20 protein-coding genes, 1 tRNA gene and 1 pseudogene are annotated in these 22651 nt (G+C 68.0%); 14 read left to right on the forward strand and 8 right to left on the reverse strand.

Features of this window, described 5'->3' with window-relative positions; genetic code table 11:
• Positions 1 to 60: 60 nt before the first annotated feature.
• The 6 genes from ACXIZN_RS13955 (at position 61) to ACXIZN_RS13980 (ending at position 7223) form a co-directional block, all read left to right on the forward strand.
• Positions 61 to 1008 carry a methionyl-tRNA formyltransferase gene (locus tag ACXIZN_RS13955; RefSeq protein ID WP_457954833.1) on the forward strand — a complete coding sequence of 316 codons (948 nt, stop codon included), beginning with the start codon at positions 61 to 63 and terminating at the stop codon, positions 1006 to 1008.
• Between the two features lie 33 nt (positions 1009 to 1041).
• Positions 1042 to 1479, forward strand: a complete 438-nt coding sequence (locus tag ACXIZN_RS13960) for a PPOX class F420-dependent oxidoreductase (protein ID WP_457954835.1) — start codon at positions 1042 to 1044, stop codon at positions 1477 to 1479.
• A gap of 524 nt (positions 1480 to 2003) precedes the next feature.
• The gene (locus ACXIZN_RS13965) at positions 2004 to 4112 is read left to right on the forward strand and encodes an alpha-galactosidase (RefSeq protein WP_457954837.1); all 2109 of its coding nucleotides are present in this window, start codon (positions 2004 to 2006) and stop codon (positions 4110 to 4112) included.
• A 126-nt stretch (positions 4113 to 4238) separates the two neighbouring features.
• Positions 4239 to 5510: an extracellular solute-binding protein gene (locus ACXIZN_RS13970; RefSeq protein ID WP_457954838.1), complete on the forward strand. Its 1272-nt coding sequence runs from the start codon at positions 4239 to 4241 to the stop codon at positions 5508 to 5510.
• 7 nt (positions 5511 to 5517) lie between these two features.
• The gene (locus tag ACXIZN_RS13975; protein WP_457954840.1) at positions 5518 to 6405 is read left to right on the forward strand and encodes a carbohydrate ABC transporter permease; all 888 of its coding nucleotides are present in this window, start codon (positions 5518 to 5520) and stop codon (positions 6403 to 6405) included.
• Complete coding sequence (locus ACXIZN_RS13980; RefSeq protein WP_457954841.1) at positions 6402 to 7223, forward strand: carbohydrate ABC transporter permease; 822 nt, start codon at positions 6402 to 6404, stop codon at positions 7221 to 7223. The genes ACXIZN_RS13975 and ACXIZN_RS13980 overlap by 4 nt, the downstream gene beginning before the upstream one ends.
• 172 nt (positions 7224 to 7395) lie before the next feature.
• Here the strand turns inward: ACXIZN_RS13980 and ACXIZN_RS13985 are convergent, their stop codons facing one another.
• Complete coding sequence (locus tag ACXIZN_RS13985; protein ID WP_457954842.1) at positions 7396 to 9033, reverse strand: ABC-F family ATP-binding cassette domain-containing protein; 1638 nt, start codon at positions 9031 to 9033, stop codon at positions 7396 to 7398.
• Between the two features lie 146 nt (positions 9034 to 9179).
• Between ACXIZN_RS13985 and ACXIZN_RS13990 the strand changes: the two genes are divergently transcribed.
• Positions 9180 to 10070 carry a PaaX family transcriptional regulator gene (locus tag ACXIZN_RS13990; RefSeq protein WP_126732119.1) on the forward strand — a complete coding sequence of 297 codons (891 nt, stop codon included), beginning with the start codon at positions 9180 to 9182 and terminating at the stop codon, positions 10068 to 10070.
• Between the two features lie 34 nt (positions 10071 to 10104).
• Positions 10105 to 10884, forward strand: coding sequence for an enoyl-CoA hydratase/isomerase family protein (locus tag ACXIZN_RS13995; protein WP_257487115.1), 780 nt, complete (start codon positions 10105 to 10107; stop codon positions 10882 to 10884).
• Positions 10885 to 10888: 4 nt separating this feature from the next.
• Here ACXIZN_RS13995 and ACXIZN_RS14000 read toward each other — a convergent pair whose 3' ends face one another.
• Together ACXIZN_RS14000 and ACXIZN_RS14005 are read right to left on the reverse strand one after the other, a co-directional pair.
• A complete protein-coding gene (locus ACXIZN_RS14000) occupies positions 10889 to 11794 on the reverse strand; it encodes a CU044_5270 family protein (protein WP_457954844.1) in 906 nt (301 codons plus the stop codon).
• On the reverse strand, positions 11787 to 12389 hold the full coding sequence (locus ACXIZN_RS14005) for an RNA polymerase sigma factor (RefSeq protein WP_457954845.1): 603 nt from the start codon (positions 12387 to 12389) through the stop codon (positions 11787 to 11789). The genes ACXIZN_RS14000 and ACXIZN_RS14005 overlap by 8 nt, the downstream gene beginning before the upstream one ends.
• A 219-nt stretch (positions 12390 to 12608) precedes the next feature.
• Between ACXIZN_RS14005 and ACXIZN_RS14010 the strand changes: the two genes are divergently transcribed.
• The 4 genes from ACXIZN_RS14010 to ACXIZN_RS14025 all read left to right on the forward strand — a co-directional run bounded on the left by ACXIZN_RS14010 (position 12609) and on the right by ACXIZN_RS14025 (position 17440).
• Positions 12609 to 14825, forward strand: a complete 2217-nt coding sequence (locus ACXIZN_RS14010) for a glycosyl hydrolase family 18 protein (protein ID WP_457954847.1) — start codon at positions 12609 to 12611, stop codon at positions 14823 to 14825.
• 73 nt (positions 14826 to 14898) lie between these two features.
• Positions 14899 to 15924: a lactonase family protein gene (locus ACXIZN_RS14015; protein ID WP_457954848.1), complete on the forward strand. Its 1026-nt coding sequence runs from the start codon at positions 14899 to 14901 to the stop codon at positions 15922 to 15924.
• A gap of 133 nt (positions 15925 to 16057) precedes the next feature.
• Positions 16058 to 17227 (forward strand): alginate lyase family protein, encoded by a 1170-nt coding sequence (locus ACXIZN_RS14020; protein WP_457954850.1) that lies wholly within the window; start codon positions 16058 to 16060, stop codon positions 17225 to 17227.
• Between the two features lie 139 nt (positions 17228 to 17366).
• Positions 17367 to 17440: transfer RNA gene (locus tag ACXIZN_RS14025), tRNA-Pro, on the forward strand.
• Between the two features lie 173 nt (positions 17441 to 17613).
• Here the strand turns inward: ACXIZN_RS14025 and ACXIZN_RS14030 are convergent.
• Positions 17614 to 18039: a VOC family protein gene (locus ACXIZN_RS14030; protein WP_457954851.1), complete on the reverse strand. Its 426-nt coding sequence runs from the start codon at positions 18037 to 18039 to the stop codon at positions 17614 to 17616.
• A gap of 176 nt (positions 18040 to 18215) precedes the next feature.
• Here ACXIZN_RS14030 and ACXIZN_RS14035 point away from each other — a divergent pair, with 176 nt between their 5' ends.
• Positions 18216 to 19193 carry a hypothetical protein gene (locus tag ACXIZN_RS14035; protein ID WP_457954852.1) on the forward strand — a complete coding sequence of 326 codons (978 nt, stop codon included), beginning with the start codon at positions 18216 to 18218 and terminating at the stop codon, positions 19191 to 19193.
• A gap of 48 nt (positions 19194 to 19241) precedes the next feature.
• Here ACXIZN_RS14035 and ACXIZN_RS14040 read toward each other — a convergent pair whose 3' ends face one another.
• Entirely contained in the window at positions 19242 to 20045 is an 804-nt protein-coding gene (locus tag ACXIZN_RS14040; protein ID WP_457954854.1) for a S1 family peptidase, read from the reverse strand.
• A gap of 152 nt (positions 20046 to 20197) precedes the next feature.
• Between ACXIZN_RS14040 and ACXIZN_RS14045 the strand changes: the two are divergent.
• A pseudogene (locus tag ACXIZN_RS14045) lies at positions 20198 to 20335 on the forward strand (Rho termination factor N-terminal domain-containing protein); the annotation flags it as partial.
• Between the two features lie 43 nt (positions 20336 to 20378).
• Here the strand turns inward: ACXIZN_RS14045 and ACXIZN_RS14050 are convergent.
• From ACXIZN_RS14050 to ACXIZN_RS14060, 3 genes are all read right to left on the reverse strand, one after another.
• Entirely contained in the window at positions 20379 to 20510 is a 132-nt protein-coding gene (locus ACXIZN_RS14050) for a hypothetical protein (protein ID WP_457954856.1), read from the reverse strand.
• A gap of 135 nt (positions 20511 to 20645) precedes the next feature.
• A complete protein-coding gene (locus ACXIZN_RS14055; RefSeq protein ID WP_457954858.1) occupies positions 20646 to 21794 on the reverse strand; it encodes a family 43 glycosylhydrolase in 1149 nt (382 codons plus the stop codon).
• Complete coding sequence (locus tag ACXIZN_RS14060) at positions 21791 to 22594, reverse strand: endonuclease/exonuclease/phosphatase family protein (protein ID WP_457954859.1); 804 nt, start codon at positions 22592 to 22594, stop codon at positions 21791 to 21793. The genes ACXIZN_RS14055 and ACXIZN_RS14060 overlap by 4 nt, the downstream gene beginning before the upstream one ends.
• Positions 22595 to 22651 lie beyond the last annotated feature (57 nt).

A 22651-nucleotide genomic window follows, 5' to 3' on the forward strand; every position in this document is an offset into this window, starting at 1 on the left:
AGGCTCAACTAGTACTTTCAGTGGTGATGTTCATCCCTCGACCAGGAGGAGGCCGGTCCCATGCGGGTCGCCATGTTCGGATACCAGACCTGGGGACACCGCACCCTGCGGGCGTTGATCGACGCGGGCCACGATGTCGCCCTCGTCGTCACCCACCCGAAGAGTGACCACGCCTACGAGAAGATCTGGTCCGATTCCGTCGCGGACCTCGCCGAGGCCAACGGGATCCGCGCACTGCTTCGGCAGCGCCCCGACGACGCGGAACTGCTGGCGGAGCTGAAGGAAGCCGATCTCGACCTGATCGTCGCCAACAACTGGCGCACCTGGCTGCCGCCCGAGATCTTCGAGATGCCGCGGTACGGCACGCTGAACGTCCACGACTCGCTGCTGCCCGCCTACGCCGGCTTCTCGCCGCTGATCTGGGCGCTCATCAACGGCGAGAAGGAGGTGGGCCTCACCGCCCACATGATGGACGCCGACCTCGACGCGGGCGACATCGTGCTCCAGCGCTCCGTGCCGGTCGGCCCCAAGGACACGACGACCGATCTGTTCCACCGGACGGTCGACCTCATCGCGCCGATCACGACCGAGGCCATCGAGCTGATCGCGAGCGGGGACTACACGCCGGTCAAGCAGGACCGGTCGAAGGCCAGCTTCTTCCACAAGCGCGCCCTCGAAGACAGCCTGATCGACTGGTCCTGGCCCGCCGAGGAGATCGAGCGGCTGGTGCGCGCGCAGTCCGACCCGTACCCGAACGCGTTCACCTACCACCGCGGGAAGCAGCTGCGCGTGATCCGCTCGTCCGTTTCGGTGGGTCACTACGGCGGCACCCCCGGCCGGATCTTCATCCGTGAGGGTGAAGGTGTCGTGATCGTCGCCGGTCCGGAGGCGCGCCGGGGCAGGTCGCACGGCCTCGTCGTCGAGCGGGTCCGGACCGAGGACGGCACCGAACTGGCCGCCAACGACTATTTCCGCTCGATGGGTGGTTATCTCACCTCGCGGCCCTAGGGTGTACCCACGGTTCGACCTGGAGGGAACGTCATGCCGGAGAAGATGACCGACGACCAGCGCCGCGCCTTTCTCGCCGAAGGCACCCGCACCGCCGTCTTCGCGACGGTCCGCCCGGACGGCAGGCCGCACGCGGTCCCGATCTGGTTCGCCCTCGACGGGGACGACATCCTGGTCAACCTCGGCGAGGACTCCGTCAAAGGCAAGGCGCTCAAGGAGAATCCGCGCGTCTCGGTGGTCGCCGACGACCCGGCTCCGCCTTACTCCTTCGTGAGTGTCGAGGGGGTCGCGGAGATCGTCTCGGATCCGGACGGCGTCCGCGCGGGTTCGGAGTCGATCGCGCGGCGGTACCTCGGTGAAGCGGGGCAGGAGGCCATCGACGGCTGGCTCGCCTACGCGACTTCTCCGGGGAAGGTGATCGTGCGGGTGCGGCCTGAGCGTTTCGTGGCGATCGCGAAGGTCGGCGGCTGAGGTCGCTTCGTTCTCGACACCGCGCTTGCCGGGCCGAGTCCGTGAAGGCCTCCTTCCCTACCCTGAAGGTAGGCAAGGAGGCCTTCACGGACTCGGTGATCACCAAGGACTTCACCGGGGTCGCGGCCGAAGTGAACGACCGCATCGCTTCGTCGAGCAGGTACACGTTCGCCTTCCCGACGTCGAAGTACATCCCCGTCANTCCGTGAAGGCCTCCTTCCCTACCCTGAAGGTAGGCAAGGAGGCCTTCACGGACTCGGTGATCACCACGTGCGCCCCACAGGTACCAGCAGTCACAGCGACAGCGCGTGAAGGACCCCTTCCCGCGGCTCAGCCGAAGAAACTCGCCCTTCACACTTTGCCCCAGTACATGAAGGCCCCCTTCTTTGCGCCTATGTACAGGAAGGGGGCCTTCGTGTACTCCGGCGGACTCTCGTGATCGGACGGCCAACTCAGGAAACACCGGTGTACCGCCGAGCGGGAGCAAGCTGGCCGCCGCCACCGTCCGGCGCCAGGATGGCCCCGTGGCCGAGATCGTTTTCGACGAGAACACCCGTTCCTGGCTCATCAGCACGGTATCCACGAGCTACGCGCTAAGGCTGACCGAGGACGACACGCCCTCCCACGCCTACTGGGGCCCCGCGCTCACCGCCGGCCAGCTCGCCGACGTCCTCCCCCGCACGAAGGAACGCTGGGACGCCTTCAACGACCCCAACGAGGGACTCGACGAACTCGCCGCCGACGGCGGCACCCGGTACTGGACCCCCGCCCTCCAGGTCCGGTTCGCCGACGGGACCCGGGCCCTCGAATGGCGCTATCTCGGCCACGACATCGACGGCGGACAGCTGCGCGTCCGCTTCCGCGATCGCCACTACCCCCTCCGGATCACGCTCGGCTACCGCGTCCCGGAGGGCACCGACGTCATCGAGCGCTGGACCGAACTCGGCCACGACGGCACGGACGGCCCGATCGAGGTCATCCGGGCCGATTCGGCGACCTGGGTCGTGCCGGACCGGCCGGGCTACCGGATCAGCCACGTCACCGGCCGGTGGGCAGCCGAGAGCCAGCTGCTCCGCGAACCTGTCCCCCACGGCGAAACGACGTTCGGGAGCAGGCGCGGCATCACGAGTCATCACGCCAATCCGTGGGTGATGCTCGACGACGGCGAGACGACCGAGCGGCACGGCGAGGTCTACAGCGCCGTACTCGCGTGGAGCGGTTCGTGGCGCATCACCACCACCCGCTCGTCCACCGGCCGCCTCACGGTGACCGGCGGGTTCGGCCAAGACGGCGTCGACCCCCGGCTCGCACCCGGCGACACGCTCACCACACCGGTTTTCGCCGGCTTGTACACCGACGGCGGATTCGGCGCCGCGAGCCGCGCCTGGCACGCGTACACGATCGGCCACGTCCTCCCGCATCCCGGCGAACTCCGGCCGGTGCTCTACAACTCCTGGGAGGCAACGGGTTTCGACGTCACCGAGGCCGGGCAACGCGCACTGGCGCACAAGGCCGCGGCGCTCGGCGTGGAGTTGTTCGTGGTGGACGACGGCTGGTTCGGTGCCCGCAACGGCGACCACGCTGGCCTGGGCGACTGGCAGGTCAACCGGGACAAGTTCCCCGGCGGTCTCGAACCCCTCGTCCGGGAAGTTCACGAGCTCGGCATGAAGTTCGGGCTCTGGGTCGAACCGGAGATGGTCAATCCGGACAGTGATCTCCACCGAGCCCACCCCGACTGGGTCCTCCACCATCCACATCGGACACGGTCGGAACTCCGGCGGCAGCTGGTGCTCAACTTCGCGCGCCCGGACGTCGCCGAATGGGCCTTCGGCACACTCGACTCCCTCGTCGGCACGAACGGGATCGACTTCCTGAAATGGGACATGAACCGCCCGTTCAGCGAAGCGGGCTGGCCCGCCGACAGCGATCCGGACCGGCTGTGGGTGGAGCACACCCACTCGGTCTACGCGATCATGGACCGCCTGCGTGCCCGCCATCCCGGGCTGCGGATCGAGGCGTGCAGCGGCGGTGGCGGCCGGATCGACCTCGGGATCATGGCCAGGACGGATCAGGCCTGGACTTCCGACAACACCGACGCGCTCGACCGGCTCGTCATACAGCACGGCTACGGCCAGGTGTACCCGGCGCGCGCGATGTCGGCGTGGGTCACCGACGATCCCAACTTCGTCACCCGGCGGTCCACACCGCTGCGCTTCCGGTTCCACGTCGCGATGGCGGGGGTGCTCGGCATCGGCGGCGACATCGTGAAGTGGTCCGAGGAGGATCTGGACCACGCACGCGAACAGATCGCGCTGTACAAGGAGATCCGGCCCATCGTGCAGCACGGCAGGCTCTACCGTCTCTTGCCACCTGCCACCGACGGCGTCTCCGCGCTGCAGTACGTGGCGGCCGACGGTGGACGCGCGGTGGTGTTCGTGTTCCGGCAAGCGGCACATTTCCACACTCACGAACGACCGGTCCGGCTCGATGGTCTCGACCCCTCCGCCCGCTACCGCGACGAGGAGACCGGAAAGGTGTGGCACGGGGCCTCGCTCCTGGCACACGGCCTGTTCCCCGGTTTGCCGGAGGGAGATTTCGCCAGCGTCGTGATCCGGTTGACGAGGTTACGATAGATCAGATGTATCGCCCATTTTCGGCGCCATCGAGCCTCCGAAGCCGCTTGACATCCCCCTAGACATCCGATCGAATGCCGTCGTATATGAGACGCCGTGCATCGCCGCGAGAAGGGTGACTGGGGCATGAGAAGGTCCTTCGCGTTGGGAGCCGCGCTACTCCTCGCCGCGAGCCTCACCGGATGCACCGTCGGCGGCGGGACGAACGCCTCCGGCGACGAGATCACCTTCCTCACATTCGAGACGCCGAACCTGCCACCGTCCTATTGGGACTCCGCGATCAAACGCGTCACCGACCGCACTCCCGGCCTGAGCGTGAAGAAGCTGGTCGCCCCGTCGACCGACCGGACGGGCTACGCCAAGCAGCTGTTGCAGTCCGGCCAGTTCCCCGACGTCGCGATCGCCGTCGACTCCGCCGGGTTCGCCGAATCGGGCAACCTCTACGCGTGGACGCCCGAGGAGCTCAAGGACTTCCAGTTCCCCGCGGCCAACCCGATCAAGGGCGGCCACCACCAGCTGCCCGCCAACACCCAGACCATCCCGCCGATCTACTACAACAAAAAGCTCTTCACCGACGCCGGGATCACGTCGGCACCGAAGACGTGGAACGAACTCCTCGCCGCGTCCGAGAAACTGAAGACGAAGGGCATCACTCCGTTCACCATCGGCGGCGGCAAGGAGGGGTTCCCGTCCGCGATGCTGCTGGACGGCCTGGTCAGCGTCGATGTCTACGGCACGACACCGGACTGGCTTTCCCAGCGGCGGGCCGACAAGGTCAAGTTCACCGATCCGGCGTTCCAGCGGGCGTTCGGCAAGTTCGCCGACCTGGTGGCCAAGGGCTACCTCGACAAGACCCAGATTTCGCGGGACTACTCGGCTACCGAGGCGGCCTTCCTCAACGGCGAGGGCGCGATGTATCCGATGGGCAACTGGTTCGCCGCCAGCGCCGACACCAAGAAGCCGCCGTTCGAGATCGGCGTCTTCAACTTCCCTTCCGAAGACGGAAAACTCGTCGTTCCCGCGTACACCGGTGGTGGCATCGTCGTCAACGCCAAGTCGCGGAACCTCGACGCGGCAAGGAAGTTCGCGCTCGCGTTCCAGCTCGACAAGGAGCAGATCGACGCCTCGGTCCGGGCCGACGGCCTGTTCCCCGCGATCAAGGGCTACACGCCGCCCTCCGACGTCGGCCCGGTCTTCAAGGCGGGCTACGACCTTTATCAGGAAGCCGTCGCGAAGAACGCGGTCGTGAACGCCTTCAGCTGGGAAACCGCGGACGACGGACTCCTGCCGGGGATGAAGGACAAGGTCTACCAGGCCGCGCAGGACGTCATCACCGGCCGCAAGACGGTGGCCGACGCGTGCGCGTTCCTGGACACCGAATGGGCGAAGGCGCGCTGACACCACGATGGGACGGAAACCGATCCTGCCGCGCGTATGGCATTTCGCCTCGTTCGGCGCGCCCGGCGTCGTCATCTACCTCTGCTTCGTCATGGCGCCGATCCTCATCAGCTTCGGCTACAGCCTGACGAACCACAATCCGTTCAACCCGCCCGCGGAATTCGTCGGGCTCGAGAACTACCGGCTGCTGTTCCAGGACGAACAGTTCCTCACCGCGCTCCGGGTCACCACGATCCTGACCGTGATCGTCGTGATCGTGCCGAACGTGCTCGGCCTCGGCGTCGCGTTGCTGCTCGACCGGAAAGGCCGGCTGTACAACGCTCTGCGGAGCGTGTTCTTCACGCCCGTGATCCTCAGCTCGGTCGTGGTCAGCATCATCTGGACGAAACTGCTCGACGACCGGGGCCCGGTCAACGACGCGCTCCGCGCCCTCGGCGTCGAGCATCCGCCGGGCTGGCTTTCGGATCCGGATCTCGCGCTCTACTCGGTCGCGTCGATCGTGTGCTGGCAGATGCTGGGCTTCTGCGTGGTCGTGTATCTCGCGGGCCTGCAGGGTGTCCCAGCCGAACTGCTGGAGGCCGCGGAGATCGACGGCGCCGGACCGGTGCGCCGGTTCCGCGCGGTGACGTGGCCGCTGCTCGCGCCGTCGTTGACGATCAACACCGTCGTGCTGCTGATCTCGGCGTTCAAGACCTACGACCACGTCAAGGTGGTCACCAACGGCGGGCCGGGTTCGGGGACGACGGCCACCATCGCGTTCGGTGTCCTCGCCACCGGACTCGACGCGAACCACGTCGGCTACGCGTCCGCGATGGCCGTGGTGATGCTGGTGATCGTGGCGGTGCTGACCACGATCGTGCTGCGGTTCCTGCGGCGGCGGGAGGTGGACCTGTGACCACGAAGTGGCTTCGGCCTGCCGCGGCGATCCTGGCGAGCGCACTCTTCGCCGTGCCGCTGTACTACGTGCTCGTCAACGTCTTCAAACCCGGCGATCGGATCGCCCAGGAGCCGGCGTCGGTCCCGCTGCCACCGACGCTGTCCAACATCCACGCCGTACTCACGCGGCCCGATGGCCTGTTCTGGGTGAGCCTGGCGAACAGCGTGCTCGTCACGCTGCTGTCGATCATCGTGCTGACCGTGCTCTCGGCCATGCTCGGGCATTACCTCGCGCGCTCCGGCCGGCGATGGACCAAGGTGCTCGCACTGATCCTGTTGGCCGGCCTGATGATCCCGCCCCAGGTGATCCTGATCCCGGTCACCGAGGTGCTGCGGCTGACCGGGCTGATGGCGACGATCCAGGGTCTGGTGCTGTTCAACGTCGGCTACTACGTGCCGTTCGGTGTCTTCGTGTTCACCGGGTTCATCCGCGGGGTGCCGGTGGAACTCGAGGAGGCCGCGCTGCTCGACGGCGCGAGCCGGACGCAGGTGTTCTGGCGGATCGTGTTCCCGCTGCTGCGCCCGGCAACGGCGAGTGTGCTGATCTTCCTGGGGGTGTGGATCTGGAACGACTTCATCGATCCGCTGATCATCCTCGGGCCCGGCCAGGGCACGACGGTCACCACCGGGATCTACCGCTCGATCGGGCAGTACCAGGCGGATCTCGGCAGCGTGTTCGCGCTGATGTTCCTGGCGACGCTGCCGGTGCTGATCTTCTACCTGGCGTTGCAGAAGCAGTTCGTGAAGGGCCTGACCGGCGGCGCCACCAAGGGCTGACGCGTTTAGTCCTCTAAATGCTCAGCTGCGCCCCAGCGCCGATGCCGCGAAAGCCACTTTCGGGACACTAGACGTCGCGAAAGTGGCTTCCGCGACAGCCGGACGTCATCCGGCCCGCAGCCCCGCCGCATTTAGTCCTCTGAATGCGCCGCGCATTCAGAGGACTAAATGCTCACAGCTCCGTGACCTTGCCGTCGGCGACTTCCAGCCGCCGCGTCGTCGCCACCGCGTCCAGCATCCGGCGGTCGTGCGTCACCAGCAGCAGCGTCCCCGGATACTCCGCCAGCGCCGACTCCAATTGCTCGATCGCGGGCAGGTCGAGGTGGTTCGTCGGCTCGTCGAGCACGAGCAGGTTCACCCCGCGCGCCTGCAGCAGCGCCAGCGCGGACCGCGTCCGCTCCCCCGGCGACAGCGTGGCCGCGGACCGGAGGACGTGCGCGGCCTTGAGCCCGTACTTCGCCAGCAGCGTCCGCACATCGGCGTCGGCCAGTTCCGGGACCTCGCGGGCGAAGGCCTCGACCAGGGGCAGGTCGCCGAGGAACAGCTTCCGCGCCTGGTCGACCTCACCGACCACGACACCGGAGCCGAGTGACGCGGCGCCTTCGTCGACCGGGACGCGTCCGAGCAGCGCGGCGAGCAGCGTCGACTTCCCGGCGCCGTTGGCCCCGGTGATCGCGACCTTGTCCGCCCAGTCGATCTGCAGGTCCACCGGGCCGAGGGTGAACTCGCCCCGTCGCACCACCGCGCCGCGCAGCGTCGCCACGACCGCGCCCGCCCTGGGCGCGGCGGCGATCTCCATCCGCAGCTCCCATTCCTTGCGCGGTTCCTCGACGACTTCGAGCCGCTCGATCATGCGGTCGGTCTGCCGGGCCTTCGACGCCTGCTTCTCCGTCGCCTCGCTCCGGAACTTGCGGCCGACCTTGTCGTTGTCGGTGGCCTTGCGCCGGGCGTTCTTGACGCCCTTCTCCATCCACGAACGCTGCATCGCACCACGGGCTTCGAGCGAAGCCTTGGTGTTCGCGAACTCCTCGTACTCCTCCCGGGCGTGCCGTCGCGCGACGGCACGTTCCTCCAGGTACGACTCGTAGCCGCCGCCGTAGGTCCGCACCTGCTGCTGCGCGTAGTCGAGTTCGACGACGCGGTCCACGGTGCGGGCGAGGAATTCGCGGTCGTGGCTGACCAACACGGTCCCGGCGCGCAGCCCGGTCACGAACCGTTCGAGCCGTTCGAGCCCGTCGAGGTCGAGGTCGTTGGTCGGCTCGTCGAGCAGGAAGATGTCGTACCGGCTCAGCAGGAGCGACGCCATGCCCGCGCGGGCCGCCTGCCCGCCCGACAACGACAGCATCGGCTGGTCGAGGTTCACGGTGAGCCCGAGGTCCGCGACGACTTCGCCCGCCCGGTCGTCCAGGTCGGCCCCGCCGAGCGCGAGCCAGCGGTCGAGCGCCAGACCGTACGCGTCGTCCGCGCCGGGTTCGCCCGCGGTGAGCGCTTCGGTTGCGGCGTCGAGCGCGGCCTGTGCGGCGGTCACGCCGGTGCGCCGCGAGAGGAACGCGCGGACGGACTCACCCTCACGGCGTTCCGGCTCCTGCGGGAGGTGACCGACGGTGGCCGTCGGCGGGTTCAGCCGGACGCTGCCCTCTTCCGGCGGGACGAGGCCGCCGAGGGTCTTCAGCAGGGTCGACTTGCCCGCGCCGTTGACCCCGACGAGACCGATCACTTCGCCGGGCGCGACGACCAGGTCGAGACCGGAGAACAGCACGCGGTCGCCGTGGCCGGCGGCGAGATTCTTGGCAACGAGTGTGGCGCTCATGAGATCGGTAAGTCTACGGGGGCCGATTGAACACCTCGTGGTCCCTCGGAAGAGTGGCAAGTATCCAAGCGATCACGGAACGTGGGTAACCTGGTTGTTCTTCTGGACCCGAACGAACCCCCGAGCATTGAGGTCGGTGACAGCAAATGGCGGACTCCGCCACCCCGGTCCCCGTCGTCCACCAGCAGAAAGGCGGTACCCGTAGGCCGACGTTGAGCAGGCGGCGGGAAGTAGGTCATGCCAGCGCGCGGTCGCTGCTGATGACGATCCTCGGCGAGTACGTCCTGCCGCGTGACCAAGCGATCTGGACCTCGACGCTGGTCGAGGCGCTGCGCGTGCTCGACATCGAGGAGAAGTCCGCACGGCAGGCACTGGCCCGTTCCTCCGCCGAGGGCTGGGTCGTCTCCGAACGCGTCGGACGAAGAGTGCGCTGGTCGCTCACTCCACCAGGCAGGCGCCTCTTGACCGAAGGCGCGGAACGGATCTACGCCTTCGGCAACGAGGAGAAGACCTGGGACGATCGCTGGCTGATGCTGATCGTGTCGGTCCCCGAAGCGAAACGGGATCTCCGGCACCGGCTGCGCACCCGCCTGACGTGGGCAGGCTTCGGTTCGCCGGTGGCGGGCGTCTGGGTCAGCCCGGATCTCAGCCGCCAGCGGGAGGCCCAGCAGATCGTGCAGGAACTCGGCCTCGACGCGCAGGCGATGTCGTTCACCGCCGCCTACGGTGACGTCGGCGACCAGGAGACGATGGTCGCGCGCTCCTGGGACCTGAGTGAGCTCAAGGACCGCTACGAGGACTTCATCGACCGCTTCACCGGCTTGCGTCCTTCCGGCGAACGCGGCGTCCTGCGCGCGCAGACCGAACTCGTCCACGAATGGCGCAGCTTCCCCTTCCTCGATCCGCGGCTTCCGCTAAAACTCCTCCCCGACGGTTGGAGCGGCGTGCGCGCGGCGGACCTGTTCCACCGCAAGCACGTGGAATGGCGACCAGAAGCACAGGCGCAATGGGACGAACTCGTGGCGACGTCGGGCTAGGGTCACGGAAAACGACCCATCGGAGGGAACCGCCTTGGCCGCCTCGATCCGCCTCGACCGTGAAGACGACCTCGCCGTCCTGACCATCGCCTCGCCGCCGCTGAACCTCTACACGGCGGAACTGCAGGCCGAACTGGGCGAGGCGATCGGCGAACTGGAGACCACGCCGCCGCGCGCGGCGCTGATCCGCGCCGAGGGGAAGATCGTCAGCGGCGGCGTGGACGTCTCCCTCTTCGACGCCCAGTCGAGCGCGGCCGAGGCGAAGGTGCTCTTCGACGAGATGCTGGCGATCCCCGACCGGATCGCCGCACTCCCGTTCCCCACCGTGTTCGCCGCCCACGGGCTGTGCCTGACGTGGGCGTTCGAGGTCGCGGTCGCCTGCGATCTCATCCTCGCGAGCGAGAAGGCCAAGTTCGGCCTGGTCGAACGGGTCGTCGGCCTGACCCCGACCATGGGCGGCACGCAGCGCCTCGCCGCCCGCGCGGGTGTCGGCCGCGCCAAGGAGTTCGTGATGACGGGCGCGACCTACGACGCCGCGACCCTCGAACGCTGGAACGTGGTCAACCGGGTGCTCCCCGTGGACGGCTTCGACGAGGCCGCGCGTGCCTTCGCGACCGACCTCGCCCAGGGGCCGACGAAGGCGCACGCGGCCACCAAGAAGGTCCTCGAACACTACGAGCACGGCGGCGTCGCCGAGGCGAACGAACACATCACGACGATCGCCGCCGGACTCTTCGACACCGAGGACCTGCGCGGCGCGGTGAAGTCGTTCCTCGCCGACGGTCCGGGCAAGGCGACGTTCACCGGCCGCTGAGCCGTCAGGGCCGCTGACCGACCGCGTCCACCACGCCGGACGCGGTCACCGCGGTCGAATTCGTGCCCAGGAACTGGAACGTGTCCGCGGTGAAGACAATCACGATCGGCTCCGCGTCCGGACCGTCGCTGGGCTTCAACGGCCACGTGATCCCGACTCCAGGCCTTCCCGCGGCGTCGTGGGCGGGCTCCATGACCCGGAGCCGGGGCACCTTCGCCGCGGCTTCGAACAGGGCGGCGCGAGTCGCGGGCGAAAGGTAGTACCCACTCGCCAGCTCCTGGATGTCCTTGCCCATCGCGTTGTAGTCGCCGTCCTCACCGGAGTGGTGGGCGTTGAGGTAGGCGAACATCGCGTCGGCGCCGGTGGGGAGGTCGCGGCGATCGCGGACGGTCGGCTCGCACGGCTCCGTGCGTCCCTTCAGCGGCTCGCCGCCCTTGTACACCTGCGCTTTCCCGTCCCGGCAGCCCGGGAGCGGCAGGAGCGATCCGTCCGCCATCTTGATCACGCCGTCCCGGGTGCCGTCGGCCGAGAACCATGATTCCCGCTCACCCTCGGGATCCTTGGTCTTGGTGTAGAGGAATTGGTCGGGCCTCGGCGGTGTGGCGGAAGACTTCAGCGCGGCCGCGGCGGCGTTCCGGAGCACCGTCACGGGATCCGCGGCGGCCGCGGGAGGCTGGAGACCGACCTGCTCGACCGGTGCCAGCGCGACGACGGCGGTGATGGCCGCGGCGAGCCCGAGCGTCCCCGCCCCGGCCCACGCCCAGCGTCGCCGTTTCCTCAGCGGCGCGACGTTTTCCCGTCCCGCCTCGGCGATCTCGGCCATCAATCTCGCGCGTGCCTTGGCGAGCGCTCCGGATTCCGCGAGCGGGACCGAGCCGGTCCGCTCGGCGATCGACTGCAGCTCATCCATGGGTGGAGATCTCCTTCGAAGTCGTGGTGTCCGGGCGCCCCAGCGCCTCTCGGACCTTCCGGCGAGCGCGATTGAGCCGCGAGCGGACGGTGCCGAGCGGAATGCCCAGCGCCGAAGCCACCTCCTCGTAGCTCAGGCCTTCTCCGGCGAACAACGTGAGCGCGTCCCGGTCGCCGTCGCCGAGTTCCGCCAGCGCGGAGTCCAGCAGTTTCCCCATCGCCTCGGCGGTCACCTGCTCCGCGACGCGCTCGGCATGCCCTTCCTCGTGAGACGGCGGGCCGAGGGCTTCCCGCAACTTCAGCTCCTTGGCCTCCTCACGACGCCGCTGCGCCACGAGGTTGGTGGCGATCCCGTAGAGCCAGGGCCGGGCGTCGCGGCGCTCGGTGTCGTACCCCGCGCGTTTGCGGAAGGCCACCAGGAACGCCTCCCCCAGCGCGTCCTCCGCGGCGGTGGGTCCGATGCGCCTGACCAGGTAACGGTGGATATGCGCGGCATGCCGGTCGAAGATCGCGGAGAACCACTCCGGCCCGGTCACCGATCTCGCGATCAACTCCGCGTCGTCGAGATCGTCCGGATCCGCCCTAGGTGAGCTCATGAACCGCCCTTCGTCGTTCGCCGGTGTCACCCGTTGTCCGCATCCGGGGCCTATCGGGTTCACGACCGACGAATCGGTCTAGACCTTTTATGCGCTCCGCGCTACATTCAAGTGTGGTCTAGACCACACGCGCCATTTTCGAGCAGGTCAGTCTCGCCGCCTCTTTTGGAGAGAACCGCCATGAGACGCACCAGAAGAAGACTACTCAGCGCACTCACCGTGACACTCCTCGCCGCCGGGCTCCTGGTAGCCGCGGGCACTCCGGCGCTGGCGGCGGGCCGCCTCCGCGCCGCCTTCACCTTGACCGGGACCACCGGCGAGTACACCGTCACGAACCCCAGCAGCGAAACCGTCGCCGACTGGTCCATCACCTTCACCGTCCCCGCCGGCGTGACCGCCACCAGCGGCTCCAACGGCACGGTTTCCCAGACGGGCAACCAGGTCACCCTCACCCCGGCGTACTACATCAAGTCCCTCGCCCCGGGCCGTTCGACCTATCCCTACAGCCCGTCGTTCCGGCTCAGCTCCGCGGTCAACCCGACCACCTGCCGGATCGACGATGCCAACTGCGACGGTTCCGGCGACGCCCCGCCGTCGACCCCGGCCAACCTGCGACTCGTGGCGAAGACGACCACGACCGCCGCGCTGGCCTGGAACGCCGCCGCGCCGGGTTCCCTGCCCGTCGTCGGCTACGACGTCTACCAGGGCACCGCGCTGGCGGCCTCGGTCACCGGCACCGAAGCGCGGATCACCGGGCTGACGCCGAACACGGCGTACAGCTTCACCGTCGTCGCCAAGGACCGGAAGGACGCCAAGTCCCCGCCCACCCCGGCACTCGCGGTGACCACCAACAACCCGAGCGACGACACCCAGGCGCCGACCGCGCCGTCGAATATCCGCTCGACCGCGGTCACCTCGGGCTCGATCTCCCTGGCGTGGAACGCATCCACGGACAACACCGGCGTCGTCTCCTACGACGTCTACCGCGGCGCGACCCTCGCCACCACGGTGACCGGGACGACCGCGACGGTGACCGGGCTCTCACCGTCCACTTCGTACTCTTTCACGGTCAAAGCCAGGGACGGGTACGACAACGTCTCCGCGGCGAGCGCCGCCGTCAGCGCTCGCACCGGCGACATCGTGAACGGATACGCCCGGGTCGGCTACTTCGTCCAGTGGGGCATCTACGGCCGCCAGTTCTTCGTCAAGAACCTGGTGACCAACGGATCCGCCGCCAAGCTGACCCATCTGCTGTACGCCTTCGGGAACATCGACCCGGTCAACCACACCTGCCTTTCGGGCGTCACCAAGGGCACCACGCCGAACCCGCAGGACCCGAACCAGGGTGACGGCGCGGGCGACGCGGAAGCCGACTACTCGCGGCCGATGTCGGCGGCACAGTCGGTCGACGGGGTCGGCGACACCGGCTGGGAGACGCTGCGCGGCAACTTCAACCAGCTGAAGAAGCTCAAGGCCAAGTACCCCAACTTGAAGATCCTCATCTCCTTGGGCGGCTGGACCTACTCGAAGTACTTCTCCGACGTCGCGGCCACGCCCGCGTCCCGGCAGAAGTTCGTCGCGTCGTGCATCGACACGTACCTCAAGGGGAACGTGAAGCCGTACGGCGGCGCCGGTGGCCCGGGTACCGCCGCGGGCATCTTCGACGGCATCGACATCGACTGGGAATGGCCGGGCAGCCCCGACGGGCATCCCGGTAACCACTGGAGCGCCAACGACAAGACGAACCTGACCGCCCTGCTGGCCGAGTTCCGCACGCAGATGGACGCCTACGGCGCGACCACCGGCAAACGGTACGAACTGCAGGCGTTCACGCCCGCCGACCCGGCGAAGGTGAAGGGCGGCTGGGAGATCCCGAAGATCTTCGACTACCTCGACGTCGCGAACGTGCAGGGTTACGACTTCCACGGCTCCGGCAGCGACAACTCGTGGGAGCCGAACCGCACCGGCCACCAGGGGAACCTCTACGCCGACGCGGACGATCCGTACAACTTCAAGTTCAGCGTCGAATCGGCGATCAACGCCTACACCGAGGCCGGGGCCAATCCACGGAAGCTCACCCTCGGGCTCGCCTTCTACGGGAGAGGTTGGCAAGGGGTCGCCGACGGCGGCAAGAAGGGCGAATGGCAGAGCGCGACGGGAGCCGCGCCAGGCCAATTCGCCGAGGAAGCAGGTACTCGTGGCTACGCGAATCTCCTGGCCAGTGTCCCCAACTGCGCCGTCCAGCACGACACCGCGGCCGTGGCCACGTCGTGCTACACGGGCAACGGAGGGCAATGGTGGACCTTCGACGACGCCTGGTCCATCCAGCAGAAGGTCGCCTGGCTCAAGACCAGAGGACTGCTCGGGGTCATGGCCTGGGAGATGTCCGGTGACACCGGGGCCCTCATGACCACAGTGGACAACTCGCTGAAGTGACGGCCGCCCTCGCGCGTGGCGAGCCACGCGCGAGGGCTTCACCTCCACCTCGGCTTGCTGCACAGTGTGTTCCGTGACTTCTGCGAACGACGACCGGACTCTGCTCGTCGCCGGCTCCTACACGGCGGCGAGCGACGGCAATGGCGAGGGCATCGGCACGTTCTGGCGCGACGCGCGGACCGGGGAGCTGACTCCCGCGGGTTCCCTCGCGCTGGACTCGCCGAGCTGGCTGACGCCACATCCCGCGCTGCCTGTGCTCTACGCCGTGAACGAGACGGCCGAAGGCGCGATCACCGCGGTGGCCGTCGCCGAAGACGGCACGCTGTCGGCGCTGAACTCGCTGCCGACCGGCGGCGCGGATCCGTGCCACCTGGCGGTCACTCCCGATGGCCGGTACCTGTTGTGCGCCAACTACAGCGGCGGCAGCCTGGCCGCTTTCGCGCTGGGCCCCGACGGCGTGCCCACCGTGCGGACCGCGCTGGTCCAGCACGAAGGCAGCGGCCCGGACACCGAACGGCAGGAGTCCGCGCACGTCCACATGGCCGTCGTCGACGAAAGCGGGACACTGGTCAGCGCGGTCGATTTGGGCACGGACGAGATCCGCAGCTACCGCCTCGGCGAGGAGGGCGAGCTGATCCCCGTGTCGGTGTCGGCGCTGCCCGCCGGGACCGGCCCTCGGCAACTGGTCCGGCGTCCCGGCACAAACCACGCGTACGTCGTCGGTGAACTGGCCGCCTCGCTGGTGACGGTGCGCGAAGAGCCGCCGGGCACGTTCGCCGTCGAGAACTCCGTTCCCGCGACCCGCGAACCCGGTGGCCCGAACCTCCCGGCGCAGCTCGTCCTGCACGAAGACCGGCTGTTCCTGTCGAACCGGGGTCCCGAGAGGGTCACGGAATTCAAGTTCGACGGCGTGCTCCCGCAGGCCGTCGCCGACCATCCGACCGGCGCGTGGCCGCGGCACTTCTCAATTGCCGGAGAGCATTGTTATGTAGCGTCGCAGAACACCGACGCGATCCAGGCCTACGAACGCGCGACCTGGCGCCTGGTCGGCAGTTATCCGATCGGAAGCCCGGCCTTCATCGGCCTTTGGCCGCACTGATCCGTTCAGCCCGCTGAACGGGCGGACCTTCTTTATTTTCGAGGTGAACAAAGGCCTTGACGCAACTGGTTCAGACCACGACACTGAAGCGCGCGCCGCCGGTGACCTGGTTCACACCCACTCGAGGAGTCCCATGTCCCTACCGAGGAAACTGCTCGCCCTGACCACGCTCGTGCCGTTGGCACTAGGCCTGTTCAGCGCCCCCAGACAGGCCGCGCCCGCCACCTTCACCCATCCCGGCGTGCTGGTCAGCCGCCCGCAACTGGACTTCGTCCGCACCAAGGTGCAGGCCGGCGCGCAACCGTGGAAACAGGCGTACGACGCGATGATGTCGAGTTCGTACGCCTCGCTGTCCCGGTCACCGAAACCCCGCGCCGTCGTCGAATGCGGTTCCTATTCGAATCCGAACATCGGCTGTACCGATGAGCGGCAAGACGCGATCGCCGCGTATTCGCTTTCCCTGGCCTGGTACATCACGCGCGACGCGAAATACGCGACCAAGGCGATCGAGATCATGGACGCCTGGTCCGCGGTACTGAAGGACCACACGAACAGCAACGCTCCCCTGCAGTCGGCGTGGTCGGCCTCCTCGTGGCCGCGCGCGGCGGAGATCATCAAGCACACCTACCCGGGCTGGCCGAATTCCGGCCGCTTCGGCACCATGCTCCGGAACGTGTACCTGCCCGAGGTGATCAACGGCAGTCACAGCAACGGCAACTGGGAACTCAGCATGACCGAGGCCGCGCTCGGCATCGCCGTCTTCCTCGACGACAAAGTGACCTATGACAAGGCCGTCGCGAAGTTCCGCACCCGCGTCCCCGCCTACCTCTACCTGACCAGCGACGGCGCGCTCCCGAAGACCGCGCCCGGCAGCGGTCTCGACACCCGCGACAAGATCGTCAAGTACTGGCAAGGCCAGACGACGTTCGTCAACGGCCTCTCCCAGGAGACCTGCCGGGACTTCACCCACACCGGCTACGGCCTGGCCGCCATCGCGAACTTCGCCGAGACCACCCGCATCCAGGGCCAGGACCTCTACCCCGAGATCGCCGACCGGCTCCGTGAGGGCCTCGGCTTCCACGCGAAGTACCAGATGGGCGCCGCCGTCCCGTCGTGGCTGTGCGGCGGCAGCCTGAAACTCGGCCTCGGCCCGATCACCGAGGTCGGCTACAACCACCTTCACACCCGCCTCGGGCACACCATGAGCAACACCGAGGCCCTCACCCTGCGCCAGCGCCCGGCGGGTACCAACAACCTGTTCGTCGCCTGGCAGACCCTCACCCACGCCGGCAACCCCCAGTGACCCCGTGGGGGCCGCCCGAATGCGGCAGGGCGGCCCTCACGGACCGTTTTCCCAGCTCAGACACACAGTGACCCCTGGTTGCAAGCCCCCGTCCGGGACCCGCTAAAGTACTCACATCGCACTCCACGGAGCGCGGGTCCGGGCTGTGGCGCAGTTTGGTAGCGCACTTGACTGGGGGTCAAGGGGTCGCAGGTTCGAATCCTGTCAGCCCGACGGACAGAAAGCCGCTTGATCTGGGTAAACGCCCAGGCCAAGCGGCTTTTTTTTCGTGGTACCGAACAAAATCCTTTCGGCGAGCACCAGTAGCCGGCCGGGGAACTCCCGGGCCGGGGCGGCTCCACCGCAGCGGGAAAAGCCGCCCGGACAGCGGATCCGCCGATCCCGGACTACAGGTCGAACTCCCCCGGCGCGAGGCTGCGCGCCAGGCAGAACTCGTTTCCTTCCGGGTCGGCTAGTACCACCCAAGACCGGCCGTCCCCCTGTCCCACATCTGTTTCGGACGCGCCGAGCGCGAGCAACCGTTCCAGTTCGGTCCGCTGGTCGGTGTCGATCGGACAGATCTCGAAGTGCACCCGGTTCTTGACGCTGCTCTTGGCCTCGGGAACGCGGACGAAGACGATGCTCGGCACAGCCGGCCCCCCACGCAACGCGGCCAACCGCCGCACGTCCGGCTCCTCGGGATCGGGGCCGATCTCGACCGCGGCACCGTTCTTGTCCTCGTAAACGACGTAGCCCAGAACTCCGCACCAGAAATCCGCCAGCCGCCGAGGATCCACACTGTCGATGGTCGCCCATTCGAACCGACTCGTCATGCACAACGCCTTTCCCCACTGAATATCCCGGGTTCACACTATCCATGACCTCGGTCCGGCAGGGAGACGAGCTATGCCCTCGCCCATCGGTTCAGCGGCCCTATTCCGTCGGAACCGCGAGCACGTCCGGTGAGTCCCAGTTGAGAACTGGACGTACAACCACTACAAGGGGATGAATGAAGACCCTGCTCAAGAAGGCGACGATCACCGCCGCGGCGAGCGTGGTGATGCTCGGCCTCACCACGGTGGGCACAGCGTCCGCCGAGGCGGCGGCCATCACCTGCGACTCGAAGTCCAGTGGCAAGGACGGCCCCTTCTATCATGGGGAATCGGCTTCCTACGCCTACGACAAGCGGTTCAGCAAGAGCCACCCTGTCCCCGCGCTGTCGACCAACATCCCCCAGGGCACGGCGACCTGGTCGAACTGGGACGGGTCCAACGACCTGATCCTGGTCACCTCGTACGAGTCGGGCCACCGCAGCGCGATCATCATCGGGATCGACGCCAAGACCGGCAAGCAGGTCGGGCAGGCGCTGCTCGCGTACTCGCACGTCGGCGGGATCGCCGTCTTCGAGAAGCAGGGCTGGGCCTTCGTGTCGGGCAAGGGTGACACGGTCCGCAAGTACTCGCTGGCGAAGCTGAAGAACGCGATCAAGAAGTCGCTGCCCATCGAGCAGGAGGGCAAGGCGCAGACCGTCTACGCCTCGTCCTTCCTTACCAGCCACGGCCCGAGCAATACGCTGTGGGCGGGCAAGTTCGAAGACTCCAAGCGCGGATTGATGCACTCGTACACCGTCGGCTCCGACGGCAAGCTGAGCTACCGGCCGGGCTCGTGGGAGGTGCCGACGAAGACGCAGGGCCTCATCGTCACCAAGGACGTGTTCATCTACAGCACTTCGCACGGCAGGAACAACCGCAGCAACATCTACGTGGTCAGACGCGGCGCCGGCGACAAGGACCTGGACACGGCCAAGAAGCACTGCTTCCGCGCGCCGAGCATGTCCGAGGGGCTGACGGTGTACGGCAGCAACGTCTACCTGGCGTACGAGTCCGGCGCGCATTACTACAGCAAGGCCGCCGACAAGCCGAGGAACATCATCTCGAACCTGCACAAGGCGTCACTGTCCTCTTTGGAGGCCCTCGCGCCCCGGTGAAACACCGGCAGCGGGAGAGGACGAGTCCTCGCCCGCTGCCGGGGAACGTCAGCGGTGTCCGTGGATGGTGCGGTGGATCCAGCCGTCGTAGGCGGGAACGCTGGTGTAGAGGCCGGGTCCGTTGGCGCAGGGCACGTCGTCGTCACCGGGGCCGGAGGTGACGCCGATCAGCTCCCACCGGCCCCACTTCCCGCGCTGGACCTGCGGTCCGCCGGAGTCCCCCATGCACGCCATCGCATCGGGCTTGCGGCTGATCGTGCAGAGCCGGGTCGAGTCCGCGTAACCGGGCGAGCATTCCGACACCGCTCCCCGCCGCGTGTCGAGCTGCTGGAGTCGTTCGGGAAACACCACTTTGGTGATATCGGCGGTGTCGACCGTGGTGCCGAAGCCCATCAGGCGGGTCGGCGTGCCGGGGCGGCCGGGACGGTCGGCGATGCGGATGGGTCGCTCGGAAACCGGGCGGTCCAGGCGCACCAGCGCGATGTCGTTCTTGTTCGGCGCGCCCGGCTGGTAACCGGGGTGGCGAACCCAGTGGTCGATCTTGCGGACCGTGCCGCCGGTCGTCCGCCGGTCGCTGCCGATCCGCACGGTCCCCTCCGGCCTCGCCGGGTTGTTGTCCGGGTCGACACAGTGCGCCGCGGTCACCACCCACTGCGGGTGGACCAGCACGGCCCCGCAGACGCCCTTCGCGTTGTTCATGTCGGGCACGATCTCCGGGATCGAGGCCATGAACTCGTACCGCTCGGTGGAGTCCTTCCCGTTCACCACCGCTCCGGCGCTGCCCGGCACCGCGAGTGCGCAGGCGGCACCTGCCAGTGCGACCGCGGCGGCGCGAATCAGGTTGCGGCGCATGGAACCCACTCTCGACATACATTTCCTTCGTTCGGGTACTTCGGATCGATGGGTTCCAGCATCCCGGCCGGCCTCGTCCCGGACCATCGGGGCAGCTTGCTGATTCGTCGTCACGGCTGCTCTACGCCCTGAGGTAGGGCTCGCCCTACCGGGCCGCAAAGGCACATCTGTATCAGCGCGCCCGCGAACTCGGGATCCGCGGGCGTTCACGCATGTCGAAGAGCGAACTGGTCAAGGCGCTCGAGAAGGCCAGTCGCCGGGAGACCGCTCGTGCCCGGCGAAGCCACTAGCAGGCCGGCTCATGCGGCCATCACCGCCCGAGCCGGCAGTCCGTCACTCCCGGCCGAGGACGATCGTCGGTTCGAGTTCGATCGCCATTTCGTCCAAGGCGTCGGCCTCGCCGCGCGGTTCGGGCACGGTCACCCGTTCGGTCGACGACTGGGGCTCTTCGATCGCTTGTGTCATGGTCCTCAACTCCGTTCGGGTCGCGGCCGGCCGGTGGAAGCCGGCAGGAGGCGATTACCCGCTCCTCCGGAGATCAATCCTCAGGTGGCGTCCAGGACGGGTCTCCGCGGCGACTCGGCCGCGGAGACCCCTTGGTCACCAGCTCACGCTGAACTCGGCCGTCGCCCCGCTCCCCGTTTTCGTCAGTTTCCCGATCCGGCTCCGCCGTTCCGGAGACGGATCCTCATGCGGAAGCAAGCTCGCGTCGGTGATGTAGTTCCACGAAGCCCACCACGAACCATCAGGCGCTTGGAACGCGTTGAACGCACCAGGGCCCCGCTTGTTGCCCGGCAGGTTCTTCTTGCGGAACTTGTCCGGCAGACCCGGCCGGAACCGCGGCTCGCCGTCAGGGTCCGGCTGGTAGGAGAAATACGCGCGCTGCCCGGCCATCGGGGCGCACCGATTGTCGGTCAGCGTGGTGCCGCAGTAGGCGACGCCGGTCGAGTAGCGGTTCGCGTACCAGTTGTTCCCCGAGTAGAAGAGGTACCAGTCACCGTCGATGCGGACGGCGTTGGGATTCTCGATCGTGAGGACGTCGTCGGACGGACTGTTGTGGTGCGTCCACTCGAGATTCGCGTTGTCGATGAGCTTCTTCGCGTCGCCTTCGGCTATCCGCCGCACGTGCCGGGGCCGGTCGAACTCCAGTTTCGCCGCCCCCAGGGCGGTGACGCGGTCCTGTGTCCACGCGCCGTTGCGCAGAGTCAGCCAGACCTCGCCCTGTCCCCTGCTCACGTCGGCGTCGATCGCCCACCCGCGATCCGGGCAGAACAGCGGATCGGCGTTGGCGACAAAACCTCCCGTCGGCCGTAGCGAGGTGGCGTAGCCGATGCAGTGCTTCGCCTGGCCGGCGGGCTCGGGGCCGGGGAGCGCCGCGCTGTAGAAGACGTAGTAGACGACGCGGCCGTCCTCTTGGTGTGCGAACAGGGCAGGTGTCCACAGTGGAGAGTCCGGCCTGGCCCAATAGCCCGCGGGGAACGTGACGCCGTCCCAGGCGTCGCCGTCGACGGCGCCTCGGCGCTGGAACGATCCGCCGCTGAACTCGACCTTCGTGTACGGCAGCTTCTTGCCGGGGACGCTCGCCCCGACCGCGACGTAGGTGTTCGTCTCCGGCACTCGCATCAGATCCGCCGCCGGGAACCGGAAGTCCAGTGACTCGTCGCGCGGTCCGGTCTCGGCCGTCGCGGCCGGGACGGCCGTCAGCAGGCTGACACCGCATACGAAGGCGATCAGGGCGCGCCGCATCATCGGGTCACCGTCAACCGGGCGCGCACCGGACGGTGGTCGCTTCCGTAGCCGCCGAGGGCGTCGACCTCGGACCCTGTCGAGTCCTTCTTCGCCCACACGTGGTCGATGGACCTGGTTCCGTGGCTCGGAGCGCTGTAGGAGCCGGCCACGCGCCGCAGCCCCGCCATCAGATCCGAACCCGGCTCGGCGTTGAAGTCCCCCATGACGATCGGTTCCGCCGCGCGGGACGAGAACCAGTCCGCGGTGTTGCGGACCTGCAGGTTGTGCAGTTCGCGGTTGAGGTCGAAGCGCTGCGCGGACGGGGTCAGGTGCACCACGCCAACGACCCACTCGAAGCCCGCGCCGCCCACCCGCACCCAGTTGACGTACTTCGGCGGCACCCAGCAACCGCAGTCACCTGGTTCGGCGGGGCCGGTACCGGGGGTGGACGGGTCCACTTTGGCCGCGGGTGAGATCTCGCCGGCACCGTGGCCGGTGATGGTCATGTTGCCGCGCACCAGGATGGCGTTGTGCTTGACCGCGCGCCGGTCCGACTCGTAGATGGCGACGTACCCCGTCGCGGCCGCGGCCTCCTTCACCACGGCCTCGCGGTCGGCGACCTCCTGCAGTCCGATGACGGCGGGGCGTTCGGTCTCGATGAGACGGACGAGGTCGGCCTTGAGGCCGCCCGCGTCGCCCACGTTGTAGGTGACGACCTTGATCGTGCGTTCGGTCGCCGCCTCGGCGGCGGGCACCGTGACGAGCGTGGCGAACGGCACCAGCAGCGCCAGCGCGAGGGCCTTGCGTCTCGAATGCTTCATGGGATTCCCTCCAGTGTCGATGACGGAGGGAATCGGACCATCGGCGGCCCGCCGCGG

The organism is Amycolatopsis sp. TRM77291 (assembly GCF_054166285.1).

Excerpts from the sequence above, each read along its gene's own strand:
- ACXIZN_RS13955 (WP_457954833.1), top strand. The coding sequence starts at position 61 with ATGCGGGTCGCCATGTTCGGATACCAGACCTGGGGACACCGCACCCTG.
- ACXIZN_RS13960 (WP_457954835.1), top strand. The coding sequence starts at position 1,042 with ATGCCGGAGAAGATGACCGACGACCAGCGCCGCGCCTTTCTCGCCGAA.
- ACXIZN_RS13970 (WP_457954838.1), top strand. The coding sequence starts at position 4,239 with ATGAGAAGGTCCTTCGCGTTGGGAGCCGCGCTACTCCTCGCCGCGAGC.
- ACXIZN_RS13975 (WP_457954840.1), top strand. The coding sequence starts at position 5,518 with ATGGGACGGAAACCGATCCTGCCGCGCGTATGGCATTTCGCCTCGTTC.
- ACXIZN_RS13985 (WP_457954842.1), bottom strand. The coding sequence starts at position 9,033 with ATGAGCGCCACACTCGTTGCCAAGAATCTCGCCGCCGGCCACGGCGAC.
- ACXIZN_RS13990 (WP_126732119.1), top strand. The coding sequence starts at position 9,180 with ATGGCGGACTCCGCCACCCCGGTCCCCGTCGTCCACCAGCAGAAAGGC.
- ACXIZN_RS14000 (WP_457954844.1), bottom strand. The coding sequence starts at position 11,794 with ATGGATGAGCTGCAGTCGATCGCCGAGCGGACCGGCTCGGTCCCGCTC.
- ACXIZN_RS14005 (WP_457954845.1), bottom strand. The coding sequence starts at position 12,389 with ATGAGCTCACCTAGGGCGGATCCGGACGATCTCGACGACGCGGAGTTG.
- ACXIZN_RS14020 (WP_457954850.1), top strand. The coding sequence starts at position 16,058 with ATGTCCCTACCGAGGAAACTGCTCGCCCTGACCACGCTCGTGCCGTTG.
- ACXIZN_RS14030 (WP_457954851.1), bottom strand. The coding sequence starts at position 18,039 with ATGACGAGTCGGTTCGAATGGGCGACCATCGACAGTGTGGATCCTCGG.
- ACXIZN_RS14035 (WP_457954852.1), top strand. The coding sequence starts at position 18,216 with ATGAAGACCCTGCTCAAGAAGGCGACGATCACCGCCGCGGCGAGCGTG.
- ACXIZN_RS14040 (WP_457954854.1), bottom strand. The coding sequence starts at position 20,045 with ATGCGCCGCAACCTGATTCGCGCCGCCGCGGTCGCACTGGCAGGTGCC.
- ACXIZN_RS14050 (WP_457954856.1), bottom strand. The coding sequence starts at position 20,510 with ATGACACAAGCGATCGAAGAGCCCCAGTCGTCGACCGAACGGGTGACC.
- ACXIZN_RS14055 (WP_457954858.1), bottom strand. The coding sequence starts at position 21,794 with ATGATGCGGCGCGCCCTGATCGCCTTCGTATGCGGTGTCAGCCTGCTG.
- ACXIZN_RS14060 (WP_457954859.1), bottom strand. The coding sequence starts at position 22,594 with ATGAAGCATTCGAGACGCAAGGCCCTCGCGCTGGCGCTGCTGGTGCCG.